Source organism: Enterococcus sp. 5H, from assembly GCF_028128615.1.
Lineage (GTDB): Bacteria > Bacillota > Bacilli > Lactobacillales > Enterococcaceae > Enterococcus_L.
On sequence record NZ_AMDP01000002.1, the window covers coordinates 349,997 to 374,350 of the forward strand.

General features: G+C 35.1%; 18 protein-coding genes and 1 other annotated feature. Of the genes, 14 read left to right on the top strand and 4 right to left on the bottom strand.

The genetic code is table 11. The features are described from left to right. The first annotated feature begins 193 nt into the window (after nt 1-193). From C240_RS01830 to pheT, 5 genes are all read left to right on the top strand, one after another. On the top strand, nt 194-3,772 hold the full coding sequence (locus C240_RS01830; protein WP_271490282.1) for a PD-(D/E)XK nuclease family protein: 3,579 nt from the start codon (nt 194-196) through the stop codon (nt 3,770-3,772). Continuing rightward, complete coding sequence (gene addA / locus C240_RS01835; RefSeq protein ID WP_271490285.1) at nt 3,765-7,571, top strand: helicase-exonuclease AddAB subunit AddA; 3,807 nt, start codon at nt 3,765-3,767, stop codon at nt 7,569-7,571. Before C240_RS01830 ends, addA begins: the two co-directional genes overlap by 8 nt. Nucleotides 7,572-7,636: 65 nt before the next feature. Continuing rightward, nucleotides 7,637-7,981, top strand: coding sequence for a winged helix-turn-helix transcriptional regulator (locus tag C240_RS01840; RefSeq protein WP_271490288.1), 345 nt, complete (start codon nt 7,637-7,639; stop codon nt 7,979-7,981). 42 nt (nt 7,982-8,023) lie between these two features. Next, nucleotides 8,024-8,236, top strand: a binding site (T-box leader). 81 nt (nt 8,237-8,317) lie between these two features. Continuing rightward, on the top strand, nt 8,318-9,364 hold the full coding sequence (gene pheS / locus C240_RS01845; RefSeq protein WP_271490291.1) for a phenylalanine--tRNA ligase subunit alpha: 1,047 nt from the start codon (nt 8,318-8,320) through the stop codon (nt 9,362-9,364). 6 nt (nt 9,365-9,370) lie between these two features. Continuing rightward, nucleotides 9,371-11,794: a phenylalanine--tRNA ligase subunit beta gene (gene pheT, locus C240_RS01850; protein ID WP_271490295.1), complete on the top strand. Its 2,424-nt coding sequence runs from the start codon at nt 9,371-9,373 to the stop codon at nt 11,792-11,794. 40 nt (nt 11,795-11,834) lie between these two features. Here pheT and C240_RS01855 read toward each other — a convergent pair whose 3' ends face one another. Genes C240_RS01855 through C240_RS01870 form a run of 4 tightly spaced genes read right to left on the bottom strand, consistent with a single transcriptional unit; the run spans nt 11,835 to nt 14,823 of the window. After that, nucleotides 11,835-12,473 carry an amino acid ABC transporter permease gene (locus tag C240_RS01855; RefSeq protein WP_271490729.1) on the bottom strand — a complete coding sequence of 213 codons (639 nt, stop codon included), beginning with the start codon at nt 12,471-12,473 and terminating at the stop codon, nt 11,835-11,837. A 33-nt stretch (nt 12,474-12,506) separates the two neighbouring features. After that, the gene (locus tag C240_RS01860) at nt 12,507-13,205 is read right to left on the bottom strand and encodes an amino acid ABC transporter permease (RefSeq protein WP_271490298.1); all 699 of its coding nucleotides are present in this window, start codon (nt 13,203-13,205) and stop codon (nt 12,507-12,509) included. A gap of 47 nt (nt 13,206-13,252) precedes the next feature. Further along, a complete protein-coding gene (locus C240_RS01865) occupies nt 13,253-14,062 on the bottom strand; it encodes a transporter substrate-binding domain-containing protein (protein WP_271490300.1) in 810 nt (269 codons plus the stop codon). Between the two features lie 32 nt (nt 14,063-14,094). Continuing rightward, a complete protein-coding gene (locus C240_RS01870) occupies nt 14,095-14,823 on the bottom strand; it encodes an amino acid ABC transporter ATP-binding protein (RefSeq protein ID WP_271490307.1) in 729 nt (242 codons plus the stop codon). 400 nt (nt 14,824-15,223) lie between these two features. Between C240_RS01870 and racE the strand changes: the two genes are divergently transcribed. From racE to C240_RS01915, 9 genes are all read left to right on the top strand, one after another. Beyond that, a complete protein-coding gene (gene racE, locus C240_RS01875; protein WP_271490731.1) occupies nt 15,224-16,051 on the top strand; it encodes a glutamate racemase in 828 nt (275 codons plus the stop codon). Further along, entirely contained in the window at nt 16,044-17,393 is a 1,350-nt protein-coding gene (gene rph / locus C240_RS01880) for a ribonuclease PH (protein ID WP_271490310.1), read from the top strand. Before racE ends, rph begins: the two co-directional genes overlap by 8 nt. Nucleotides 17,394-17,403: 10 nt before the next feature. Continuing rightward, nucleotides 17,404-17,916 (top strand): metallophosphoesterase, encoded by a 513-nt coding sequence (locus tag C240_RS01885; protein WP_271490313.1) that lies wholly within the window; start codon nt 17,404-17,406, stop codon nt 17,914-17,916. A 300-nt stretch (nt 17,917-18,216) separates the two neighbouring features. After that, entirely contained in the window at nt 18,217-18,714 is a 498-nt protein-coding gene (gene cbpB / locus C240_RS01890) for a cyclic-di-AMP-binding protein CbpB (RefSeq protein WP_271490316.1), read from the top strand. Between the two features lie 68 nt (nt 18,715-18,782). Beyond that, nucleotides 18,783-19,484, top strand: coding sequence for a 2,3,4,5-tetrahydropyridine-2,6-dicarboxylate N-acetyltransferase (gene dapD / locus C240_RS01895; protein WP_271490319.1), 702 nt, complete (start codon nt 18,783-18,785; stop codon nt 19,482-19,484). A 239-nt stretch (nt 19,485-19,723) separates the two neighbouring features. Further along, nucleotides 19,724-20,875, top strand: coding sequence for an efflux RND transporter periplasmic adaptor subunit (locus C240_RS01900; RefSeq protein WP_271490322.1), 1,152 nt, complete (start codon nt 19,724-19,726; stop codon nt 20,873-20,875). Beyond that, nucleotides 20,868-21,548 (top strand): ABC transporter ATP-binding protein, encoded by a 681-nt coding sequence (locus C240_RS01905; RefSeq protein WP_271490325.1) that lies wholly within the window; start codon nt 20,868-20,870, stop codon nt 21,546-21,548. Before C240_RS01900 ends, C240_RS01905 begins: the two co-directional genes overlap by 8 nt. Continuing rightward, entirely contained in the window at nt 21,545-22,750 is a 1,206-nt protein-coding gene (locus tag C240_RS01910; RefSeq protein WP_271490329.1) for an ABC transporter permease, read from the top strand. The genes C240_RS01905 and C240_RS01910 overlap by 4 nt, the downstream gene beginning before the upstream one ends. Before the next feature lie 456 nt (nt 22,751-23,206). Next, complete coding sequence (locus C240_RS01915) at nt 23,207-24,334, top strand: N-acetyldiaminopimelate deacetylase (protein ID WP_271490332.1); 1,128 nt, start codon at nt 23,207-23,209, stop codon at nt 24,332-24,334. Nucleotides 24,335-24,354: the final 20 nt, after the last annotated feature.

A 24,354-nucleotide genomic window follows, 5' to 3' on the forward strand; every position in this document is an offset into this window, starting at 1 on the left:
AAGTTAGTGGATATCTCTCTATTCAGTAGCTTCTTTTTTGTTTTTGTCCAAAAGGAATTTTTTTTAATATTCAAAATTTCCAATATTTTTAGGATTTTTGTACAGTTCTAATTTTTTTAGACAGTGTCAGTCATAATTCTATCAAATATATGATAAACTAAAGCCAGGAAACATTTATAAAGGATGTGACAAAATGGCGCTACAGTTTATTCGTGGAACTGCTGAAATGGATTTAGAAGCAGCTCTTTTACAAGCTTCCGTGGATTGGTTAGAAGCGGATCAGGCGCATGAAGTATTTTATTTAGTTCCCAACCATATGAAATTCGAGCAGGAAATCAATGCTTTGAAACGAATTAAAAATCTTCAAAATAATCAAAGCGATTCAATTGCTACGATGCGATTACAAGTTTTTAGTTTTTATCGATTGGCTTGGTACTATTTACAGCACACTCAATATTATAGTTCAGAAGTACTTTCAGATGCTGGTGCAGCAATGGTTTTTCGAAAAATTCTTTCAGAAAATGAAGAATCCTTGAAGGTATTTCGTGGAGAAATCAATAAATCAGGTTTTATCAAGCAACTGTTTGAGTTGTATCAAGAAATAAAAGAAGGGAATATTGATTTAGAAGAACTTCTGAGTTTTATGGCGGGGTCAACGAGTGATACCAAAGAACAAGACTTACAATTAAAAATCCAAGATATCAAGCTAATTTTTACTAAGTTTGAAAGCTTAATGAGTGAGTATGGAATAAAATCTGCTGAAATTATCGATTATTTGACCTCGTATTTAGAAACGCAAGATTTAAGTAACGTATTATTTGTAATTAATGGTTATCACCATTTTTCTGCTAGGGAATTAAAGTTAATCGACGTATTAATGCGCCGCGGCGGTCAAGTAAAAATTTCGTTGGTTTTAAATAAAAAATATCCCAATGAATTGCCATCCTTAATGGATTTATTTTATGAAACCGGAGCAACATATCAACAACTTTATCAAATAGCCAGACAAGCTCAAGTAGCTATTTTGCCGGATTATGTTGAGAAAAAGCAGTCATTAGTTTCTAATAATAGCCTGCAGGTACTTCAAGAATATTGGATTAACGCGCAAGAAAATGGTCCAATCAAAAATAGAACCCAGATTAAGGACAATTACTTACAACTTTGGTGTACTGAAAATATTAAAGAAGAAATTAATCATATCGCGAAAGAAATTAGGCGTTTAGTTGTTGAAGAAGGCTATCGCTATAAAGACATTCAATTGTTGACGCGGGAATTAGATAGCTATGAAACGATGATTGAACCGTTATTTACTATGCATGAAATACCCATTTATTTAGATCGTGATATGGCAATGGAGCAGCATCCGTTAGTTGAATTTATCCAGTCGCTTTTTTCTATTAATTCTTATAATTATCGCTATCGTGATGTGCTACGCTTTTTAAGAACAGAATTATTTTTCCCATTTGGTGATCAAGATACTGTTTCCGACTGGCAAGTAATTCGGGATGAATGGCGTAGAAAGATTGATCTTACTGAAAATGTTGTACTTGCATATGGATATGAGGGTTACCATTGGAAGCAAGATAAAAACTGGCATTTCATTCGCTATGATTTTGAAACGGATGAACAAGACGATACCGAAATGATTGAGCAAGATTCAAATACTGTACGAAAATTGATTCAACAATCAATTCCAGCTTTCTTCGAAAATATCCAAAAATCTCAAACGGGTATTGAAGCGGCGGATTATTTTTATCAATTTTTAGTAGGTAATGGAATTGAAAAGCAGTTAATGATGTGGCGTAATCAAGCGATTGAAAGTGGTCAGTTAGAAGCTGCTAGAAATCACGAACAAACTTGGGAAGCATTAATGAACTTGTTAGATGAATTTGTCACAATTTACGGGCAAGAATCCTTTAATTTATCAACCTTTGAAGAAATCTTCTCTAGTGGATTAGAAGGTTTACGCTATAACAAGGTTCCCACGGCAATTGATCAAGTACAAGTTCGGTCGATTGATTTAGCGCGTCCTGGACAAGCCAAAGTAGTTTTTGCGATTGGTTTGACAGATCAGGTCTTACCACAAAGATTTGATAATACAACATTACTTTCGGATGAAGAACGCCAGGCAGTAAACGATCATTTAGATGATTCACGTTTTTTATTGAATAACACTAGAAAAAGTATCGCAAAAGAACCATTCAATGCATATATTATGTTTGCATCAGCGAAAGAACGCCTATATTTTTCTTATCCGAGTGTGAAAGATACTGCTAAAGATGTGAAAATTTCAACTTATTTAACCAATATTCAAAATGACTTAGGTCTGTCAATGCAATTTAAGAACACGCTCTCTATTTCTGATAATGAACAAATTAGTCTAGAACACATTGGGACGTACCGCACATTAATCAGTGATTTAACTAACTTAAAAAGACAAAAAAAAGAAATTAATGAAGGAATCTTATCTTTTTGGCATACGATGGAACGTGCTTTGATGAGCCATTCAGAGGCGTTTCTTGCTGAACATGTTTTTACAAGTCTAGGACATCAAAATTTACCAGAAAATCTGGAAGCAGATTTAACCGACGAGCTCTATAGTAAGCATATCTATACTTCTGTTTCACGGATGGAGAGTTTTTACCGTTGTCAGTATCAATACTTCTCTCGTTTTGGACTGGGCTTAAAAGAACGGGATGTATTCGGTTTATCACCTGCGGCAACTGGAGAGTTTTTCCACGAGGCTTTGGATCAGTTTTTCAAATTGCTAATTATGCAGAAAAAACAGTTGTCTGATTTAACGGATCGAGAAGTTAATGAGTTTACTGAGCAAGTGCTAAATGCAGTATTTGGTGAGATTAAATTTTCGATTTTGGATACATCTAGCCGTATGAACTATATTCGTTACCAGTTAGGGCAAACGATTAAAAAAGTTAGCTGGGCGTTAAAAAGACAAAGCGAACGTAGCGGTATGAGCACGGTTCAAACAGAAATATTATTTGGTCAAATTGCGAGTCAAAAAGGAATTAAAGGTTTAGAGTTGCCACTTGAGAATGATGGACAGATTAGTGTTCGAGGGAAAATAGACCGCCTAGATCAGCTAGTTACTCCAGATGCACTGTACTTAGGTGTAGTTGACTATAAATCCAGTCATAAGAAATTTAATATTACAGAAGCTTATTACGGTTTAGCGATGCAGATGTTAACTTATTTAGATGTTGCATTGATGGATGCAGTAAATCTAGTAGGACAAGCTGCTAAACCAGCAGGATCTTTTTATCTTCATGTTCATAACCCTATTTTACCTTATGAAACGGATGATAAAAAAGAACAGCAACTTCTGAAAAAATTCCAGTTTGACGGTTTAATGCTGAATGATTCTGGTTTACTTGAAAACTTGGATAAAAGTTTGCAAGCAAAACAAAGTTCTTTAATTTATCCAATTGAAGAATCAGCCAAAGAAATTATTAAACCAGGACGTCGCCAAGAAGATAAATTCGTGACCGAGCCAGAATTAGATGCGTTGTTAATCCATAATCGGAGTAAATTTATCGAAGCTGGGAATAAAATTACAAAAGGTCAAATTGATTTAAATCCGGCTTATCAAGGGAAAGAACGAATTGCCTGTCGTTTTTGTCCATTTAGAAGCGTGTGTAATTTTGATGTAATGTTGAAAGAAAATAATTACAATCGAATAGAAACGTTATCAAAAAAAGAAGTAATGGATCGTTTAGTTGAAAACAAACAAGAAGGAGGATCAGTAAATGAGTAAAGAAATACCTTTACGACCAGAGAATGAACAGTTTACTGATAATCAATGGCAAGCTGTTTTTGATGGAGATGAGAACATTCTGGTTTCTGCATCAGCTGGTTCTGGTAAAACAACAGTACTTGTTCGACGTGTAATTGAGAAATTAAAGAGTGGTTCTGATATTGACCGTTTATTGATTGTGACTTATACAGAAGCAGCCGCGAAAGAAATGAAAGAACGAATTCAAGTTGCTCTGCAAAAGGCGATTAATGGCGAGAGCGATCAAGAAAGAAAGCAGCATTTTGTTAAACAGTTAACGTTATTACCAACAGCTAACATCAGTACCTTACATGCTTTTTGTTTGACCGTTATTCGTCGATTTTATTACTTAATTGAAATGGATCCAGTTTTCAGGTTGTTAACAGATGAAACAGAAATGCTGTTACTCAAAGAAGATGTTTGGGATGACTTAAGAGAAACTTTTTATGCAGATAATCGTGAACCTTTTTATCAATTGACAAGTAATTTTTCTAATGATCGCAGTGATGACGGATTGACTAGGTTAATTTTTTCTTTATATGAATTTGCTAGAGCTAATCCTGATCCAGATGAATGGCTGCAACACTTGGCAGATAGTTATCGGGTCGAGGGTAGTTTAGGGGAGTCTGTTTTATTTCAAAATTTTTTAAAACCACAAATTATGGAAAATCTTTTCCGATGCATCGAACGTTATGAAGAGATGATTCATTTAACAGAAGGTGAAGAAAAGCTAGTTAAGATTGTAGATCTTGCCAGAAATGAGAAGGACTTTACTGAAACATTTGCTAGCCAATTAGCAGATAATGATTTAGAAGCAGCTTATGGGCTGTCTAAATCAATAAAATTCGATCGTTATCCAACTGTTCGTGCAGAAGATCTAAAAGAAACTGCTGCAATGGCGAAAAATTTGCGGGAACAAAATAAAAAAACGTTGAACAATATTTTGGCAGATCTGTTTGTATTGTCACCTGAGCAAATGAAGCAGGTCATCGATGCTGCAACACCTGTAGTTGTGGAAATGGCAAAAGTAGGACAGGCTTTTATTGATAACTATAGTGAAGAAAAGTTGAAAAAAGGTCTGGTGGACTTTAATGATCTAGAACATTTTACACTAGCTATCTTAGCAAATAAAGAGTCAGATCAATGGTTCGCTACTGAAGCATCAATGTATTATCGTGAGAAATTTGATGAAGTTTTGGTGGACGAATATCAAGATATCAATCGATTGCAAGAAACTATTCTTTATTGGCTTAGAAGACCAGAAGCAAATAAGGGTAATTTGTTTATGGTTGGCGATGTAAAACAATCGATTTATTCATTCCGATTAGCTGATCCTACCTTGTTTATTGAAAAATATAATCAATATGGAGCAAATCAAGATGGTAAGCGAATTGTTTTAGCAGAGAATTTTCGATCCAGAAAAAATGTGTTGGATTTTACTAATTTAGTTTTTGAGCAGTTAATGGATGAACGAGTTGGGCAAATTGCTTATGATGAAGCAGCTAAATTAGTTCATGGCTTCGACCAATTTCTGGAAGCGGAAAATTATGATACGGAATTATTGATTTATGAAAAAAAAGCGGGACAGTCGGAAGCTGAAGAACCCATTTTGAAGCTGGATGATTCAGAATTGATCTTAGAAGATAAAACTGAAGGCGAACTCCATATGACAGCTTTGAAAATCAGAGAGCTAGTCGATCAACAGTTTTTAATTTATGATAAAAGTACGAAAGAAAACCGCCCAATCACCTATAAAGATATTGTTTTATTAACGCCAACGAAAAAAAACAATTTAACAATTTTAGAAATATTTAAAACTGCTGGAATACCAATTCAAGTTAATGATGCACAAAATTACTTTCAAGCAACTGAAGTTCAGACGATGGTTGCACTTCTGCAGATTATTGATAATCCGTACCAAGATATCCCGTTGGTAGCTGTGTTGCGTTCACCGATTGTTGGCTTAAAAGAAAATGAATTAGTGAGGATTCGTTTAGCTGCTAAAAAAAGTTCGTATTATGATGCATTTCTAACGTTTAACCAAAATCAAAGCGTGGATGAAACAGCAGATGAACTAAAGAAAAAAACAGTACAATTTTCCAATCTTTTAGCGAAGTGGCGCGAACTTGCTCGTCGAGATCAATTAGCAACACTTATTTGGGAAATCTATCGAGATACTGCATACTTAGACTACGTAGGAGGAATGCCTGCTGGTAAACAAAGGCAAGCCAATTTGTATGCTCTGGTTGAGCGTGCAGCTAGTTATGAGCAAACAAGTTTCCGAGGGTTATTTCAATTTGTTCGCTTTATTGAGAAAATGCAGGAAAAAGACAAAGATTTAGCTGAGCCAGTAATTTTAAGCGAAGAAAATGCTGTTCGAGTTATGACAATTCATGCCAGTAAAGGTTTGGAATTTCCTGTTGTATTTGTTCTTGATATGACAAAAGAATTTAATCTTGGAGATTTAAATGAACGCTATATATTTGATGATCGATTAGGTGTAGGTATCCGTTATCTTGATCAAACAGATCGAATGCTATATGAAACGTTACCCTTTCTTGCAATTAAGCAAGCTAAATTAAAAAAATTACTCTCTGAAGAAATGCGGAAATTATATGTTGCGTTAACGAGAGCTGAACAAAAGCTTTTTTTAGTAGGTTCATACAACGATCAGGATGCAACTTGGAAAGAGTGGCTAAAAGTTGGGGATGTCCAAACCAAAGTGCTGCCTAGCGAAAATCGCTTACAGGGAAAAAGTAGTCTGATGAACTGGGTTGGTATGAGTTTGGTCCGACATAAAAGAATGAGTGATTTCCAAACAGAATTTATTACTCAGGAAATTGTAGGTATTAGTCACCATCCAGCTAGTTTTTCTGTAACCTTTATTAATGAAAAAGATATTCAAAATCAATTTTCTCAACTTCAATTTGTTGATACAGCTGTTTTGCAAGAGGACAAAAGTGGGCAATTTGACCAAGCAGTTGTTGATAAAGGGTTGTATCGTTTAAACTATTTATATCCATATGAAGTGGCTACTAAAACAACGAATTATCAGTCTGTTTCAGAAATTAAGCGTGTTTTTGAGGATCCGGATAATAAAGAAATTGCCAAAATTGAATTGGATGAAAAAAGTACGATTCAAGCGCCTCAAATGATTGTTCATCGCATGAGTGAAGGCGAGCTGGGAAAACCAAGATTTATAGAAACTATTCGTAAACCTTCATCAATGGAAATTGGAACAGCTACCCATTATGTTTTACAGCTTTTGGATTTAGAACAAATGCCAACTAAAGTAAGAATAGAACAACTTATAGATGAGTTAGTTCAAACGAAAATCATACAAGAAAATGTAGCTGAATATATTAAGAGTGATCGAGTATTGGCGTTTTATGAAACAAGTTTAGGTCAGCTGATTTTAGAAAATTCAAAACAAGTTAAACGCGAGCAACCTTTTTCGATGCTGTTAAATGCTGAAGGATTGATAAAAGACTACCCTGATAAAACAGATGATGATTTGCTAATTCACGGAATGATTGATGGTTATATAGAACTGGAAGATTCTTGTGTTTTATATGATTACAAAACCGACTTTGTTCAAAACATAGACAATTTAAATGAGGTTAAAAAAATCATTCAACGGTATAGAGGTCAGTTAAATCTTTATAAAAAAGCGTTGGAGCAAGCTTCTGGCAAGCCTGTTAATCAAGTCCTGTTAGTCTTATTATCAGCAGGAGTTATTATTGATTTGGATAAAGAACAGATAATAGAAAAAATTTATTAAAATGAAAGCAGATCTACTTACAAATTGTAAGTTGTATGCTATACTCAGGACACGAGGTGAGGAATATGGAGCAAGTAAAAACAACCGAATTTTCACTATGCCCTAAGTTTGAAAAAGCATTTGCAATTTTAGGCAAAAAATGGAATGGTTTGATTATTGATGTCTTGTTGGAAAATGGTCCTCAACGATTTGGTGAGTTAAGACAAAAAATCCCAGAACTTAGCGATCGAGTATTAGTCGAACGATTAAAAGAACTTGAAGTAGAGGGGATTATTGCAAAAGCAGTTCGCTGCGATGAAAGTAGCCGCTTAGAATATTTTCTCACACAAAAAGGTGCAGATCTACAGCAAGCGATGGAACAAATTCAAGGATGGGCAGAAAAATGGGTTACAGCTGAAGAATGCAGTTGACCTATGACTAAAGTTCTTGTAAAATGTAATCAATTGAATAACAAAAAAATGTTGAAGGAAAAGAGTAATTTGGCTGATGTGATTTAGGGAGTACCTGTCTAAGACTGGAAGCAGGTATCACAATCGAAAAATGAAGTTCACTTCCGGAGTTTGTTTGTTCCAGAGAGGTCAGACCGGTGAAAGCCGTTATCAGAATTGAGTGCATAGCCTTTTTTGCTATGAAGTAGGATGGTAACACGATAGCTCGTTCCTTTAATTAAGGAATGGGCTATCGTTTTTTATTTGGATAAAACTTTAACTTAATTCGATGAATAACCAAAAGAAAGGAATAGAAAAATGACATTAAAAGACCAATTAGAAGCATTAAGAGATGAGACGTTGAAACAGATCCAAAATGTTTCAGATCTTAAAGCACTAAATCAGATCAGAGTAGAAACTCTAGGTAAAAAAGGTCCGATTACTGAAGTATTGCGTGGGATGAAAAATTTATCGGCAGAAGAACGTCCTGTTGTGGGAGGTTTTGCTAATGAAATTCGTAATTTGTTAACACAAGCTTTGGAAGAGCGCAAAGAAGTATTAGAATCTGCGGCACTAAATGCAGCATTAGAAAAAGAAACAATTGATGTAACTTTACCGGGTAAACAAATTGGGCATGGTAATCGTCATGTACTATCACAAGTCATGGAAGAAATTGAAGATATTTTTGTAGGTATGGGGTATCAAATTGTTGAAGGATTTGAAGTTGAATCTGATCACTATAATTTTGAACGTATGAATTTACCTAAAGATCATCCAGCTCGTGACATGCAAGATACGTTTTATATTTCAGATGAAATTTTAATTCGTACTCATACCTCACCAGTACAAGCTAGAACGATGGAAAAACACGATTTTTCTAAAGGTGCTTTGAGAATGATTTCTCCAGGGAAAGTATTCCGCAGAGACACAGACGATGCAACTCATAGTCATCAATTCCATCAAATCGAAGGTTTAGTTATTGATAGAAATATTACCATGGGTGATCTAAAAGGGACGTTAGAAGTTGTTATGAAAAAAATGTTTGGTGAAGATCGTAAGATTCGGTTACGTCCAAGTTATTTCCCTTTCACTGAACCATCTGTTGAAGTCGATGTTAGTTGTTTCAAATGTGGCGGATCAGGTTGTAATGTATGTAAACATACTGGCTGGATTGAAATTTTAGGTGCTGGTATGGTACATCCAGATGTACTGGAAATGTCTGGAATTGATTCGAATGAATACACTGGTTTTGCTTTTGGTTTAGGTCCGGATCGAGTGGCAATGCTACGTTATGGAGTTAATGATATTCGTAATTTTTATCAAAATGACTTACGTTTCTTAAATCAATTCAAGGTAAAGGAGTAATTGACGATGTTAGTTTCTTATAAATGGTTAAGTGAGTATTTAGATTTATCCAAAATTTCTGCCAAAGAATTATCAGATCAAATGTCTTTGACAGGAATTGAAGTTGAAGGGGTTGAAGTACCAGAAGAAGGTTTGAAAAAAATCGTAGTAGGTGAGGTCAAAGAATGTGTTCCTCATCCAAATTCAGACCATCTGTCAATTTGCCAAGTGGATATTGGCGAAGCTGAATTATCTCAAATTGTTTGTGGTGCACCTAACGTAAAAGCTGGAATCAAAGTTATTGTTGCTTTACCTGGTTCAAGAATAACGGGTAACCAAAAAATTAAAAAAGGCAAAATGAGAGGCGAAGTTTCAAATGGAATGATCTGTTCATTACAAGAATTAGGTTATTCTGATAGTGTTATTCCAAAAGCTTATTCTGAAGGAATTTATTATATGCCTGAAGAGGCAGTCAATGGAACTGATGTATTTTCATATTTAGATATGGACGATCATATTATTGAACTTTCAATTACACCAAACCGTGCAGATGCTTTAAGCATGCGTGGAGTAGCTTATGAAGTAGGTGCAATTTATCGTCAAACACCTAATTTTAATGATGAAGTATTGAAAGAAGATTCAAGTGAGTATGCAACTGAGTATGTATCAGTAAAAGTGGAAGATGAGAAAGATGCTCCTGCATATCAAATTAGAATTATTAAAGATGTTAAAATCTCGGAGAGCCCATTATGGTTGCAAACAAGATTGATGAACGAAGGCATTCGTCCGATTAACAACGTTGTAGATATAACAAATTATATTCTGTTATTGTTTGGTCAACCTTTACATGCTTTTGATTATGATAAATTAGCAAGTAAAGAAATTCTTGTAAGACGTGGAAACAACGGTGAAGAATTAGTAACCCTTGATGGGGAAACTAGAAAGATTACGAATCAAAATATCGTAATTACAAACGGTAAAGTTCCTGTTGCTTTGGCTGGCGTTATGGGTGGAGCAAATTCAGAAATTACTGAAGAAACTACTACAGTTGCTTTAGAAGCGGCTTTGTTTGATTCTTTATCTATTCGCAGAACTTCTAAAGAATTTAATTTACGTAGTGAATCATCTAGTCGCTTTGAAAAAGGAATTAACCGTGGAACAGTCGGTCAGGCAGGCGATGTAGCAGCAGCAATGATTGCTTCTTTAGCGGGCGGAACAGTTGTTTCAGGCAAGAGCATTGGCTCTGATTTAACACTTAATGAAGTTAATGTTAGCGTAACGATTCCACGTATAAATGAGTATCTAGGCACTGAGCTAAATGAAGCTACTGTTAGCGAAATTTTTGAAACTTTAGGTTTTGAATATACTTTAGAGAAAGAAAAATACACAGTAACGGTCCCATCAAGACGTTGGGATATCACTATTGAAGCAGATCTTATTGAAGAAGTAGCCCGCATTTACGGATATGACAATTTACCGTCTACTTTACCAAAAGGTGAAACAGTAGCAGGCAGTTTAACGAGAGGACAATTGTTAGTTCGTAAGATCAAGAGTCTTTTAGAAGGTTGTGGAGCAAGTGAAGCGATTAGTTATGCGTTAACTACTGAAGAAAAATCACGCCAATTTATGATGAGAGAAAGCAACACAACTAGTCTACAATGGCCAATGAGTGAGGAACGTTCAGTTTTAAGAATGAATCTTATTTCAGGCTTACTGGATGACGTAGCATATAATGTAGCAAGAAAAAACACTGATATTGCTTTATATGAAACTGGTCGAGTATTTTATCAAGAAAATGATAGTAAAAAAGAATTGCCATATGAAGAAAATCACCTAGGAATTGTCTTATCAGGAAATCGTGTGGTAAAAGATTGGCAAACAAACGCGGTAGCAGTTGATTTCTATACAATTAAAGGCATGCTTGAAGTTTTGTTTGATTCGATTGGTATTTCAGCTAAAATATCTTATGATGGAACAAATGAAATTGCAGAACTACATCCAGGTCGAACAGCGCTAATTAAAATGAATGACTCAATTGTCGGGTTTATCGGTCAAGTTCATCCAAATACAGCAAAAGAATATGATATTCCAGAAACTTATGCGGCAGAATTAAATCTTCAAGCAATCATCGATGAAGAAAACGAAGCAGTTGTCTATCAACAAGTTTCTAAATTCCCGGAAGTCTCTAGAGATATTGCTTTATTAGTAGATGAATCCGTATCAAACCAATCATTAGTAGAAATAATTACAAAAAATGCAGGAAAATTTTTACAGTCAGTGCATCTGTTTGATGTTTATCAAGGGCAAAATATTGCGGATGGTAAAAAATCAATGGCATACAGCTTGACTTTTGTAAATGCTGAAGCGACTTTAGTAGATGAGGAAATTAATCAATCTATGGAAAAAGTAGCCAAAGCTTTAGAGGAGCAATTTGCTGTAACAATTAGATAATAAAAAAACAACCTACTGGACTTTGAGTAGGTTGTTTTTTTTAGACCCAATTTCTTGATAGCCATCTTGAAAATTGGGAAATAGTAAAATTAATAACAAAATATACCAAAGCGACAATTGCGTATATGGTAAAGACTTGTTCAGTCTCAGTATAACGTCCCATTAAGATATATGATTTACCAAAAAGCTCCTGTAAAGCAATGACAGAATATAAGAAGCTTGTATCCTTGATAACCGTGACAAATTGAGAAACGATAGCAGGGAGTACATTTCTGATTGCTTGAGGTAAAACAATATAGATCATAATTTGAAAATTGCTAAAACCTTGAGAACGTGCAGCTTCTTTTTGACCTTTGTCGACACCGTTTAATCCTCCACGGATAATCTCTGCTAATGCAGCAGTAGTGAAGACTGTAAAACTGACGATACCAGCTGGTGTTGATCTCAGTTGGAATATCAAAAAAATGACATAAATCCATAATAGATTAGGAATATTTCGAACAATTTCAATATAAAAACTAGCTAAAAATTTCAAAGGACCATTTTTTTGATTTCTTAAAATGGCTAATATTGTTCCGAAAATTGTACTTAGTACAATTGAAATAAAAGAAATATATAGAGTAAGCTTTAAACCTTCGAATAAAAAGCGCATATTATTACTGGTCAAAAGTTGGCTCATTTGTTCTGAATATGACGACATAAATGCACTCTCCTATCTAGTGTAAGCTTTCTTATTATTTTCTTCTAAGCGCCGTGCTAATTTCGCTAATGGGAAGCACAGAATGAAGTAAAGCAGTCCTGCAACAGTAAATGCTGGAATATAGTTTAGATTAACAGAAGACCAACTATTGGCCGTAAACATAACATCTACACCTGAAATAATCGCAACAGTAGATGTATTTTTAATTAAATTGACAATCTGATTAGTCAAAGGCGGCAGCATAATACGCCAAGCTTGCGGTAATATGACATAGCGCATCGTGTCTCCATAAGAAAAACCTTGTGAATAAGCAGCTTCAAATTGACCTTTTGGAATTGCTCCAATCCCAGAACGAACAACTTCAGATATATAAGCGCCGTGATAAGCGCCAACACAGACAATCGCAATTGTTGTTGTAGAAAAAGTTAAAATTGGGCTAATCAATGGTAATCCGTAATAAGCAACGACAAACTGGATTAATAGCGGTGTATTCTGAAAAAATTCCACATAGATTCGACTAATAATATTTAATGGTTTATTCTGAATTGTCGATAAGCTGCCAAATAAGATACCCAAAATCATTGCAACAATTAATGCACCAATCGATAAAAGAATTGTATATAGAAAAGCGTGACCAAAAAGTTGCCAGTCTTTAAATAATGCTTCCCAACGATAAAGTGCAAAAGGACTTGCATTTGCTAAAATAAACATCTAATCTCCTCCCGAATTCTAATAAAAAACGTTAGAACCGAGAATAATCATTCAAGATTCTGTTCTTTATATATTTTTTTCAATGTACCATCTTGTTCCCATTTTTCAATCAGACTATTTAAATAGTCATTTAATTCAGTATTTGATTTTTTCGTAGCAATTCCATATTCTTGCGGCGAAAAACCATCTTTTAGAATTTCAGTTTTATCATCGACATAACCAGCTAAAATCGACTTGTCAACTGAGAAAGCATCGATTCTTTTGGCTGTTAGGGCCATTTTTAATTCTGGATAAGATCCAAGTTCTTTGTATTTAAAACTGATTCCGTGTTCTTTTGCTTCTTTTTCAAGGGACATTTTTGTCGTCGCGGATTGAACAACTCCGATTGTTTTACCATCTAAACTTTCAATATCAGTAAAATGATCGTCCTTTCGAACTAAAAAACCAATTTCATCTTTGTAGTAAGGGATAGTGAAATTATAAGTTTCTTTTCGTTCTTCAGTAATTGTGAACGTGGCAATAACCATATCAAGTTCGCCGTTATCTAGCAAAGGACCTCGTGTTTTGGCAGTGATGCCGACAAATTCAACATTGTCTTCGCTGCCAGTTAGTTCTTTAGCAATTAGACGGGCAATATCCGGTTCCATACCTTCATTCTTGTTAGTATCAGGATTCATATAGCCAAAGTAGGGAACATCTTCCTTCACACCAACTCTAATAACGCCTGCTTCTTTAATTGTTTGAGGTGTGGTGATACTGGATGAATTACCAGACGTCGAATCATTGCTGCACCCAGCCACTAAGCTTAGTAACAATACAAGAAATAGTGCGCTTAATAATTTTTTCTTTCTAATCATAAAAAATCCTCCGTGGAAATATAGTCTGTCAATTAATGTTGGATGATTTTGCTTAAGAAGCTTTTAGCTCGTTCATTTTCAGTATTTGTGAAGAAATGTTCAGGAGTTCCTGTTTCAATAATTTGACCGTCATCCATGAAAATTACTTTATCAGCTACTTGGCGGGCAAAGCCCATTTCATGCGTAACACAGATCATTGTAATATTTTGTTTGGATAGGTCAACCATTACATCTAGAACTTCTTGTATCATTTCAGGATCAAGTGCTGAAGTAGGTTCATCAAATAAGATGATTTCTGGATGCATATTTAAGGCTCTAGCAATCGCAACACGCTGTTGCTGACCACCAGAAAGTTGGGCAGGATAAGAATTTGCTTTATCAGCAAGACCGACTCTTTCTAAGTATTCCATACCCGTTTTTGTTGCTTCTTCTTTTGAAATACCTTTCACTTTGATCGGAGCTAGTGTCAGATTTTGAATAATGGTTTTATGTGCGTAAAGATTAAAATTTTGGAAAACCATCGCCGCTTTTTGTCTAACCTTTTGAACTGGAGCTTTTGGTTCAGTAATGTCAATTCCATCGACAAAAATATGTCCATCACTAACTTTTTCTAAACGGTTGATACAGCGAATTAAGGTGCTTTTTCCAGAACCAGAAGGACCAATAATAACAATTTTTTCTCCTTGGTTAACGTTTAAAGAAATATCCTTTAATACGTGGTGATTGCCAAAATACTTATTTACATGTTCTAACGAAATCATAATTATTCTCCTTTATGTATAAATTTGTTACATGATTTACAGTAATAAATGCTTCTCTAAAGCTTGAGAAGGTACTGATATAATCTAATTGTGAGAAAATAAAACGAACTAGCGATTAAATAAAAATGATTATAATGGTATATTATAAGTAATTTCTATGATTTATCAGAAAAAAATATTTCCTTTATATTTAATCGTATCTTCATAATTCTTTCTATCCTGTAATGTTAGAAATTATAACATAAGAAAAATAAGATTACCAGTTTTTTTTGAATGAAAGAAGAAAGCTCAAAACTAAAACCTAAAAAAGTGGTATAATTAGGAGATCGTATGTTAAAACTTGAAAAAATAGTGTAAATAGCTGAAAATAGTACTATTGAAAAAATACTGAAAAGGTTTGATTCGTTTGAATAATCATGAAGCAATAGGATTTATTGATTCTGGAGTCGGTGGACTTACAGTAGTTAAAGAAGCTTTGAGACAGTTACCTAATGAACGATTGATTTATTTAGGAGATACTGCTCGTTGTCCATATGGACCTAGACCAGCAGAACAAGTCGTTCAATTTACTTGGGAGATGACAAATTTCCTGTTAGAAAAAAATATAAAAATGCTGGTCATTGCCTGTAATACAGCAACAGCTGTTGCTTTAGAAGAAATCAAAGAAAAATTGGATATTCCTGTAGTAGGTGTTATTTTACCTGGGACTAGAGCTGCATTAAAAGCAACTCAAAACAACCGAATTGGTGTTATTGGTACAGTAGGAACCATCAAAAGTGAAGCGTATAAAAATGCGTTGAAAGGTAAAGCACCAAAGACCACGGTAGTGAGTTTAGCGTGTCCTAAGTTTGTTCCATTAGTCGAAAGCAATGAGTTTGGCTCATCAGTTGCAAAAAAAGTTGTCTCAGAAACACTAAATCCTTTGCAGCTGAAAAAGTTAGATACGTTAATTTTGGGGTGTACACATTATCCATTACTACGTCCCTTGATTCAGAATGTGATGGGAAGTCACGTGAAATTAATTGATTCTGGTGCTGAAACAGTGAGTGAAGTAAGTATGTTGTTGGATTATTTTGATATTGCCAATTCACCAGATTATAAAAATGAGGTAAATGATTTTTATACAACCGGTTCACCAAAAATGTTTAAAGCCATTACAGATGAATGGTTAGCTATAGAAGATATTAATATACAGCAAATCCGTTTAGGAGGAATGAAACATGATTAGACATGACGGTAGAAAAGCTAAAGAACTAAGAAAAATAAAAATTGAAACAAATGTCTATAAACATCCAGAAGGCTCCGTAGTAATTTCTTTTGGTGATACTCAAGTAATTTGTTCCGCTACTATTGAAGAAAAAGTACCGCCGTTTTTAAGAGGTGAAGGAACAGGTTGGGTTACTGCAGAATATAGCATGTTGCCACGAGCAACAAATACACGAAATATACGTGAAAGCGCCAAAGGAAAGTTATCTGGAAGAACAATGGAAATTCAGCGCCTCATTGGACGTTCATTGCGTGCAGTTATTGATTTAAAAAAATTAGGCGAACGTAGTATAGTTGTTGATTGTGATGTTGTGCAAGCTGATGGTGGTACGCGAACGGCAAGTATTACTGGTGCTTTTGTCGCTATGAAAATTGCTGTAGATAAAATGCTGCAAAAAGGCATACTTGAAGAAAATCCAATTAAAGAGTATCTGGCTGCTGTTAGCGCAGGTATTTTAAGTGATGGAAATTGTGTTCTTGATTTAGATTATGTAGAAGATTCTGCAGCGGCGGTGGATATGAATTTAGTGATGACTGAATCTGGAAATTTTGTGGAGCTTCAAGGAACAGGTGAGGAAGCAACGTTTTCTGGAGACGAACTAAATGCGTTACTTTTTTATGGTAAAACTGGTATTGAACATTTAATCGCTTATCAAAAAGAAGCACTTATGGCACAAACAACACAAAATACTCAGTCCATAGAAGAAAATACAATCGTCATTGCTACAAGAAATCCGGGGAAAGCCAAAGAATTTAAGAAAATTTTTGCTGAAAAGGGCTATTCTGTTAAAACATTATTAGATTATCCAGACTTACCGGATGTTGAAGAAACAGGGAAAACCTTCGAGGAAAATGCTCGGCTAAAAGCAGAAACAATTGCAGCCATTTTACAACAACCAGTGTTAGCAGATGACTCTGGATTAATTGTCGATGCATTGAACGGTATGCCGGGAATTTATTCTGCACGATTTGCCGGTGAGCCAACGAATAATGCGGCTAACAATGCCAAGTTACTGCACGAGCTGACCGGTATACCTCAAGAAAAAAGGATGGCTAAGTTCCATTGTACGTTAGTCTTTGCAGCACCTGATAAAGAAAGTCTTGTTGTTACAGGAGATTGGTCAGGAGAAGTGGGTACGATTCCACGTGGAGACAATGGTTTTGGTTACGATCCGTTGTTTTATGTGCCAGAAGAAGGAAAAACTGCGGCAGAACTTACAGACGATCGTAAAAATGAAATCAGTCATCGTGGTAAAGCTGTTGCAAAACTTAAAGACCAATGGGAAAATTGGCTAAAAAGCTAGGAGGAAGCGCATGAAATATTTAGTCGTAAGTGATAATCATGGAGATCGTGAAGTTTTAGTAGATTTAGCAGATACTTATCGTGGAAAAGTAGATCGAATGTTCCACTGCGGTGACTCAGAATTAGAGCCAACAGATACTTTGTGGAATGAGTTTATTGTCGTTAAAGGCAATTGTGATTATGACCCAGAGTTTCCAGAAACAATCGTAGAAAAGACAGATAGAGATATTATTTTTATGACTCACGGTCATTTGTCTAACGTTCGTTTTGGTTTAACTACATTAGCATTGCAAGCTAGGGAAGCTAACGCAACGATTGCATTATTCGGACATACTCATGAGATTGGGTGTGAAGTTCATGACCATATCCTTTTCTTGAATCCAGGCAGTATTAGTCAGCCTCGTGGTCCGATTCAATTAAAATCATATGCAATTATTGAAAGCTCCCCGGAAAAGTTTACTATACAGTATTACGGTAGAGATCATCGTCCTTTTGATAAATTGCATTTTGTCTTTGATAAATAATAATGAGAAAAAGATGGCGGCTTAGGCAAAAGCGTTTAGCTCCGAGAACCAAGTAGGTACTGTGCACATCAACTTGATACTCGCCGTTTATTCGGATTTGAAGTGTGTGTCAAAACTAAAAACCAGTTTTGACACACACTCTGTTTTTCCTGTTTTTACATATTAGTTAGCAGTACAAACAGTCAATTCAAATCTTAATTTTTCTTTATAGATGTGAAAAAAGTTTGAATTTGAAGACATTTGCATTTGTTTTCGGTACAATAATAGTTGTAGCATAGAAAATGAAATGGAGGCACTCCAATGATTGGAACTGCTGTTAAAGAATTACTATTAGAAAAAGAAGAAACTTTTTTAATACCAGCGGAAAATGTTGCAAACGTAATGTGTTTAAATCCGCTAAGCCATGCGCTGCTTGTTTTATCACAAGTAAAATATTCAAAAATCCCTGTTTTAGATAAAGGTGATCGTTTTGTAGGTCTTATCAGTTTATCTGATGTGGTTGATAAAATGTTTGATATAACATCTGTCGATTTTGACAAACTAAAAGATTTTACGGTAGCGGATGTTATGGAAGTCAATGTTCCAGTGATAGGAGAAAAATGGGAACTTGAAGACATTCTGCACTTATTAGTCGATGCAGCATTTTTACCTGTAGTTGATGATAATCAATGTTTTAAAGGGATTATTACTCGCAAAGAACTGTTAAAAGCCATTAATCATATGGCACATGAGTTGGAAAGAAATAATATTATTTTACCAAAGACAAATGAAGAAGAACGGGAAATAAAAGCAATTTAGACCATTTATTTTGGGGAAAAATAGTTTGAAAATTTTAAAATAAGTAAGTTATTGAAGGGAATTATCTTATGGACGCATATGAAATTATTAATTATATCGGCAATGCTGAGAAAAAAACACCAGTAAAAGTAACTTTAAAAGGGAAACTTAAACAAGTAGAATTCCCGGAAACTATTAAAGCATTTACAAATTGTAAAACTGGAACTCTTTTTGGAGAATGGCAAGATATTAAAGTCTTTTTAGAAGAAAATAAAGAACTGATTATCGACTATGTAATTGAAAACGATTCACGAAATTCGGCTATTCCAATGTTGGATATTAAAGAGATAAATGCACGAATTGAACCAGGTGCAACTATTAGAGATCAAGTGGAAATTGGTGACAATGCAGTTATTATGATGGGAGCAGTTATTAATATTGGCGCTGTTATCGGCGCAGGTACTATGATCGATATGGGAGCAATTTTAGGTGGTCGAGCGACCGTTGGGAAAAACTGCCATATCGGTGCAGGAACTGTTTTAGCTGGCGTTATTGAGCCACCAAGTGCAGAGCCTGTTGTGATTGAGGATAACGTAATGATTGGTGCTAATGCGGTTGTTTTAGAAGGAATTCGTGTTGGTAAAGGAGCGGTTGTTGCAGCTGGAGCTATTGTTGTAGACGATGTGGCGCCAAATACTGTTGTTGCAGGTGTTCCAGCTAGAAAAATCAAAGATATAGACGAAAAAACTAAAGGTAAAACTAATATGATGGAAGAATTACGTAAACTATAATAAATTAATAACAGAGACTGAGAAAAATGTAGTAACTGCTTTTTTCTCGTTGTTTATTCGGATCTAGCGTGTGGAACAAAACTGATTTTTAGTTTTGTCCATACGTTTTTTTATGAAAACTAACAATCAGCTTACATAACTTTCGATTATGTAAGCTGATTGTTAGGCTATTCAATTTTCTGTAAGCACCCTAATCTCTATACTTACTTTTATAGATAGAACTAGGAGGAAACAGTAAAATGAAAAGTAAAAAAACAAAATGGATTATCGGTGGAATTGCAATTGGCGTATGTGTAGGAAGTTATTTTCTATTTTTTTCCTCACCTAAAAGTAATGAACCCACTTATAATGCATTCACATTAAAACCTTTAGACCCACTTCTTTTGAAGGGTGAAATCAAAGCAGCGCAAACTCAGGATATTTACTATGACCAAACATTTGGAACGATAGCTAATATTCCAGTAAAGAATGAACAAGAGGTTAAAAAAGATGATAACGTACTTAATTATCAAAATGGAGAAGCACAAACTAGAGCAGACCAACAGCAAAGAGCCGTAAATAAAAGTAACTTATCTGCCCAACAAGCATCACAAAATTTAGCTAGAGCGCAAGCTCGTTATAATGAAGCTCAAGCAACTTTAGAACAAGCACGAGTTGCAGCTGATCGTGAGGCAGATCCTGATAAAAAAGAAGAACTGAAAAGCAAATTTGAACAACAAAAATCAGAATCAGCAAGCTTAAATAATGAAATGATTCAAGCCCAACAAGCAGTTGATTTAGCAAATACCGAAGCTGTTGACGAAACTGCGATGTTGGAAACGGAGCAAGGCAAAGTTAGTTCTGTTGTAAATGCAACAATTGATGGCGTTGCACTAGTGAATGAAGCGGGTAAAAAATCCTTGGAGACTCCATTGATTCAAATATTAAGTAAAACGAAACAAGTCAAAGGAACGGTCAGTGAATATGATTTAAACAAATTGAAAACAGGACAAGAAGTAAGCGTGACATCAATCGGTTCTAATCAAAGTGCACAAGGAAAAATTAGCAATATTAATCAATTACCCAATTCAAAAGCTGGTACAGAATCTGAAATACCAGTCTACGAATTCACTGTTGAAGGAGATTTTAGCTGGCCGTATGGTTCGTCCGTTCAAGTTTCTATGGCAAAACCACAATTGATTATCCCGGAGAAAGCAATAGTAACAAAGGATCAACAAACGTTTGTTTTCGTATATAAAAATGGGCAGGCGCTTAAGACAGAAGTAAAACTAAAAGAAGTAGACGGTGGAAAACAAGTAGAATCAGGTCTTTCAGAAGGTGTAAAAATTATTAGTAATCCAGACCAAGCTTTAACAGACAAAGCAGAAGTGCAGGTGCTTGAAAATGATTAAGCTTGAGCAAATTAACAAGTATTATTCCTTAGAAGAAGGACAGCTTCATGTATTAAAAAATATAAATTTTGAGATTAAAGAAAAAGAGTTTGTTGCGGTGATGGGGCCTTCTGGGTCTGGTAAATCAACGTTAATCAATTTGATTGGTTTTATTGATAAAAAGTTTGAGGGCACGTATTTATTTGAAGATAAAGAGATCACTGATTTTTCAGATAAAGAACTTTCTGCGATTAGAAATCGATCAGTTGGCTTTGTTTTCCAAAATTTTAGCTTAATTGAAAATAATACTGTTTTTGAAAATATAGAACTGCCTTTGCTCTATAATGGTTCAGCTTATGAGGATAGTAAGAAACGGGTTCAAGAAGTATTAGGGAAAGTCGGTTTAGCAGACAAAGGCAATAAATACCCGAAACAACTTTCTGGCGGTCAGCAACAACGGGTAGCTATTGCTAGAGCGATCGTTAATTCTCCTAAATTTATAATTGCGGATGAACCAACTGGAGCCTTAGATTCAAAAACCTCTGAAGATATTATGCAGTTGTTCCAGGATCTGAATAGGAATGAGGGAGTCACGATTATCTTAGTCACTCATAATCCTGATATGGTCTCTTACTGTGATCGATTGATCCGAGTAAAAGATGGAGCGATTGTGGAAGAGGAGTTGATTAAATGAAAAATATTGTTATCGCAAAAACAGCATTGAAATCAATTCTAAAGAACAAAAAACGTAGCTTTTTAACTATGTTTGGGATTATTATTGGTATTGCATCGGTTATTACGATTGTCTCAATAGGTAATGGGTTTAAACGTGATATGATCGACAAAATGTCAATGACAAATACGAATGAATTTACAAGTAATATTACTTTTAATTATTTTGAATTGTCGAATGCCTTAAGTGACAAGGAAGTTTTTAAAAAAAGTGATCTGGATTTAATCAAAAATGTTAAAGGTGTTAAAAAAGTCGATTTCTATAAACCAAAACAAAAATTAACTGAACGTCAAGTGGATCTATATATTCGTGGTAAGAAAATGAACAAAAAAATTGAACGAGTTGAAGAAACGTCACTTGATCTGTTAGAGGGGCGTCAAATTGATCAAGCGGATAATGAGCGGTTAAACAAAGTAGTCGTTATTGATGAAGTTTTAGCTCAGAAACTTTATGGAGATGCTGGACAGGCCATTGGAAAAGGTTTTGAAATTAAGAACGAGTTATTTACGGTTGTGGGAGTTATTGCTAGTGGGAGTGGCACACTTTCTTTAGAAAATCAGGCAGCGTTGGCTTATTTTCCTATAAAAAGTTACGATCACTATTTTAGCGCAGTAGACAGTCAGTCTATTTTGGATTTGGAAACCGAACCAGATCAGAATTTAGACAAAGTGACAGCAGAAGTATTAAAACAGCTTAATTTTAATGGAAGTTTACGAAATGCAGGAGAATACGAACGATATAATCCTAAATCAGATATTAAAGAGATGGGCAGTATCTTGGATAACTTGACGTTATTTATCTCAGCTGTAGCAGGTATTTCGCTATTTATTGCTGGAGTCGGAGTGATGAATATGATGTATATTTCTGTTTCAGAACGGACTAAGGAAATTGGTATTCGCCGAGCATTAGGTGCAACTGAAAAAGACATTAAAAAACAGTTTTTAGCAGAGGGCTTAACGTTAACTTTACTTGGTGGGACGATTGGTTATCTATTAGGAATGTTGCTTGGGTTATTGGCTTCGGTATTTTTACCATTTGCTGTACGACCAGATTTATTCACTATAACTTTAGCCGTTAGTATATCTGTGTTGATCGGTGTTATTTTTAGCTATATGCCAGCTTCGGCAGCTTCTAAAAAAGATTTAATCGATATTCTGAAATAATTGATTTAGTTAAATTTAAATTGAAAGCGAGGTTGGGACAGAAGTGTTTAGCTCCGAGAACCGGGTAGGTACTGTGCAACATCAACTCGGTTCTCGTTGTGTTTTACAGCAATAAGAAGGAATTCACGAAAATTGCTCTTCAAATTTTTGAACCAAGTAGGTACTATTCTACATCAGTTCGTACCTCACTGTGTTTCATAGCAATTTCAACTTATTTCCGAAACCTTCAATTCTTAGCGCTTTAGCTCTTAGAAATTGTTGTGATCGGAAATAAGTGGAGTAGTTGCTTCTGCTCCCACCGTTTATTCGGAAACTAAGAGGTTGAAACATAACTTTTTGTGTTATGTCCAAGCTCGTTTTTGCATGGATCAAAGAAGTTTTTATAAAAATAGATTGACAGAACCTCATTTTTATTCAACAATAAATTATGTGAAAAAGAAATGAGGCAGATGACCAGTGATTCAAGAACGTTTGATTGAGATAAGAAGACAATTACATCAAATTCCAGAAATCGGCTTAGAAGAAGTAAAGACACAAAAAGCTTTGCTGGAAATAATATCAATTATTGATAAAAATTACATAGAGATTAAGACTTGGCAGACGGGAATTTTAGTGTTTGTTCATGGTAGTAATCCTGAAAAAACAATTGGCTGGCGGGCAGATATTGATGGTTTGCCAATTCAAGAAGAAGTTCTTTCAGAATTTCAATCCGGACACCCAGGCTTTATGCATGCATGTGGTCATGATTTTCATATGACGATTGCTTTGGGCTTATTGGATCAAATGACAGTGGAGCAGCCGAAAAACAATTATTTATTCCTTTTTCAACCAGCGGAGGAAAATGAATCTGGTGGTATGTTAATGTACGAAGCCAGTGCATTCGGTTCGTGGTTACCAGATGAATTTTACGGATTGCATGTCAATCCAGATTTACCGGTCGGAACTATCACGACAAAAGTAGGTACGCTGTTTGCTGCAACATGCGAAGTACAAATTACACTGACAGGGAAAAGTGGACATGCAGCATTTCCTCATGCTTCTAATGACATGATTGTAGCTGGAATGAGTCTGGTTCAACAAGCTCAAACGATCGTGAGTCGAAATGTTAATCCTGTGGAAGGAGCAGTGATTACATTTGGAACTTTTCATGCTGGAACGGCAACAAATGTAATTGCAGGAGAGGCTAAACTTTCAGGAACGATCCGTACGCTCACTGAAGAAATGAATCAATTAACCCAGCAAAGAATTAGAGAAGTGTGCATAGGAATTTCAAAATCTTTTAATTGTGAAGTTGAAGTGTCTTTAGAGCAAAAAGGCTATTTGCCGGTAATTAATGATAAAGAAAAAACTACGAATTTCATGTCATTCATGACACAAGAACCCGATGTTGTTTTTGAAGAAGCTGATGTGGCGATGACAGGTGAAGATTTTGGGTATTTATTGTCCAAAGTTCCCGGAACGATGTTTTGGTTAGGTGTTGATAGTCCGTTTGGATTACATTCCGAGAAATTTGATCCAAATGAAGCCGCAATTCCTTTTGCTGTTAAACATATTAGTAAGTTTTTGAAATCACTGGATAATTAAATAGTATTGTATAAAAAGAA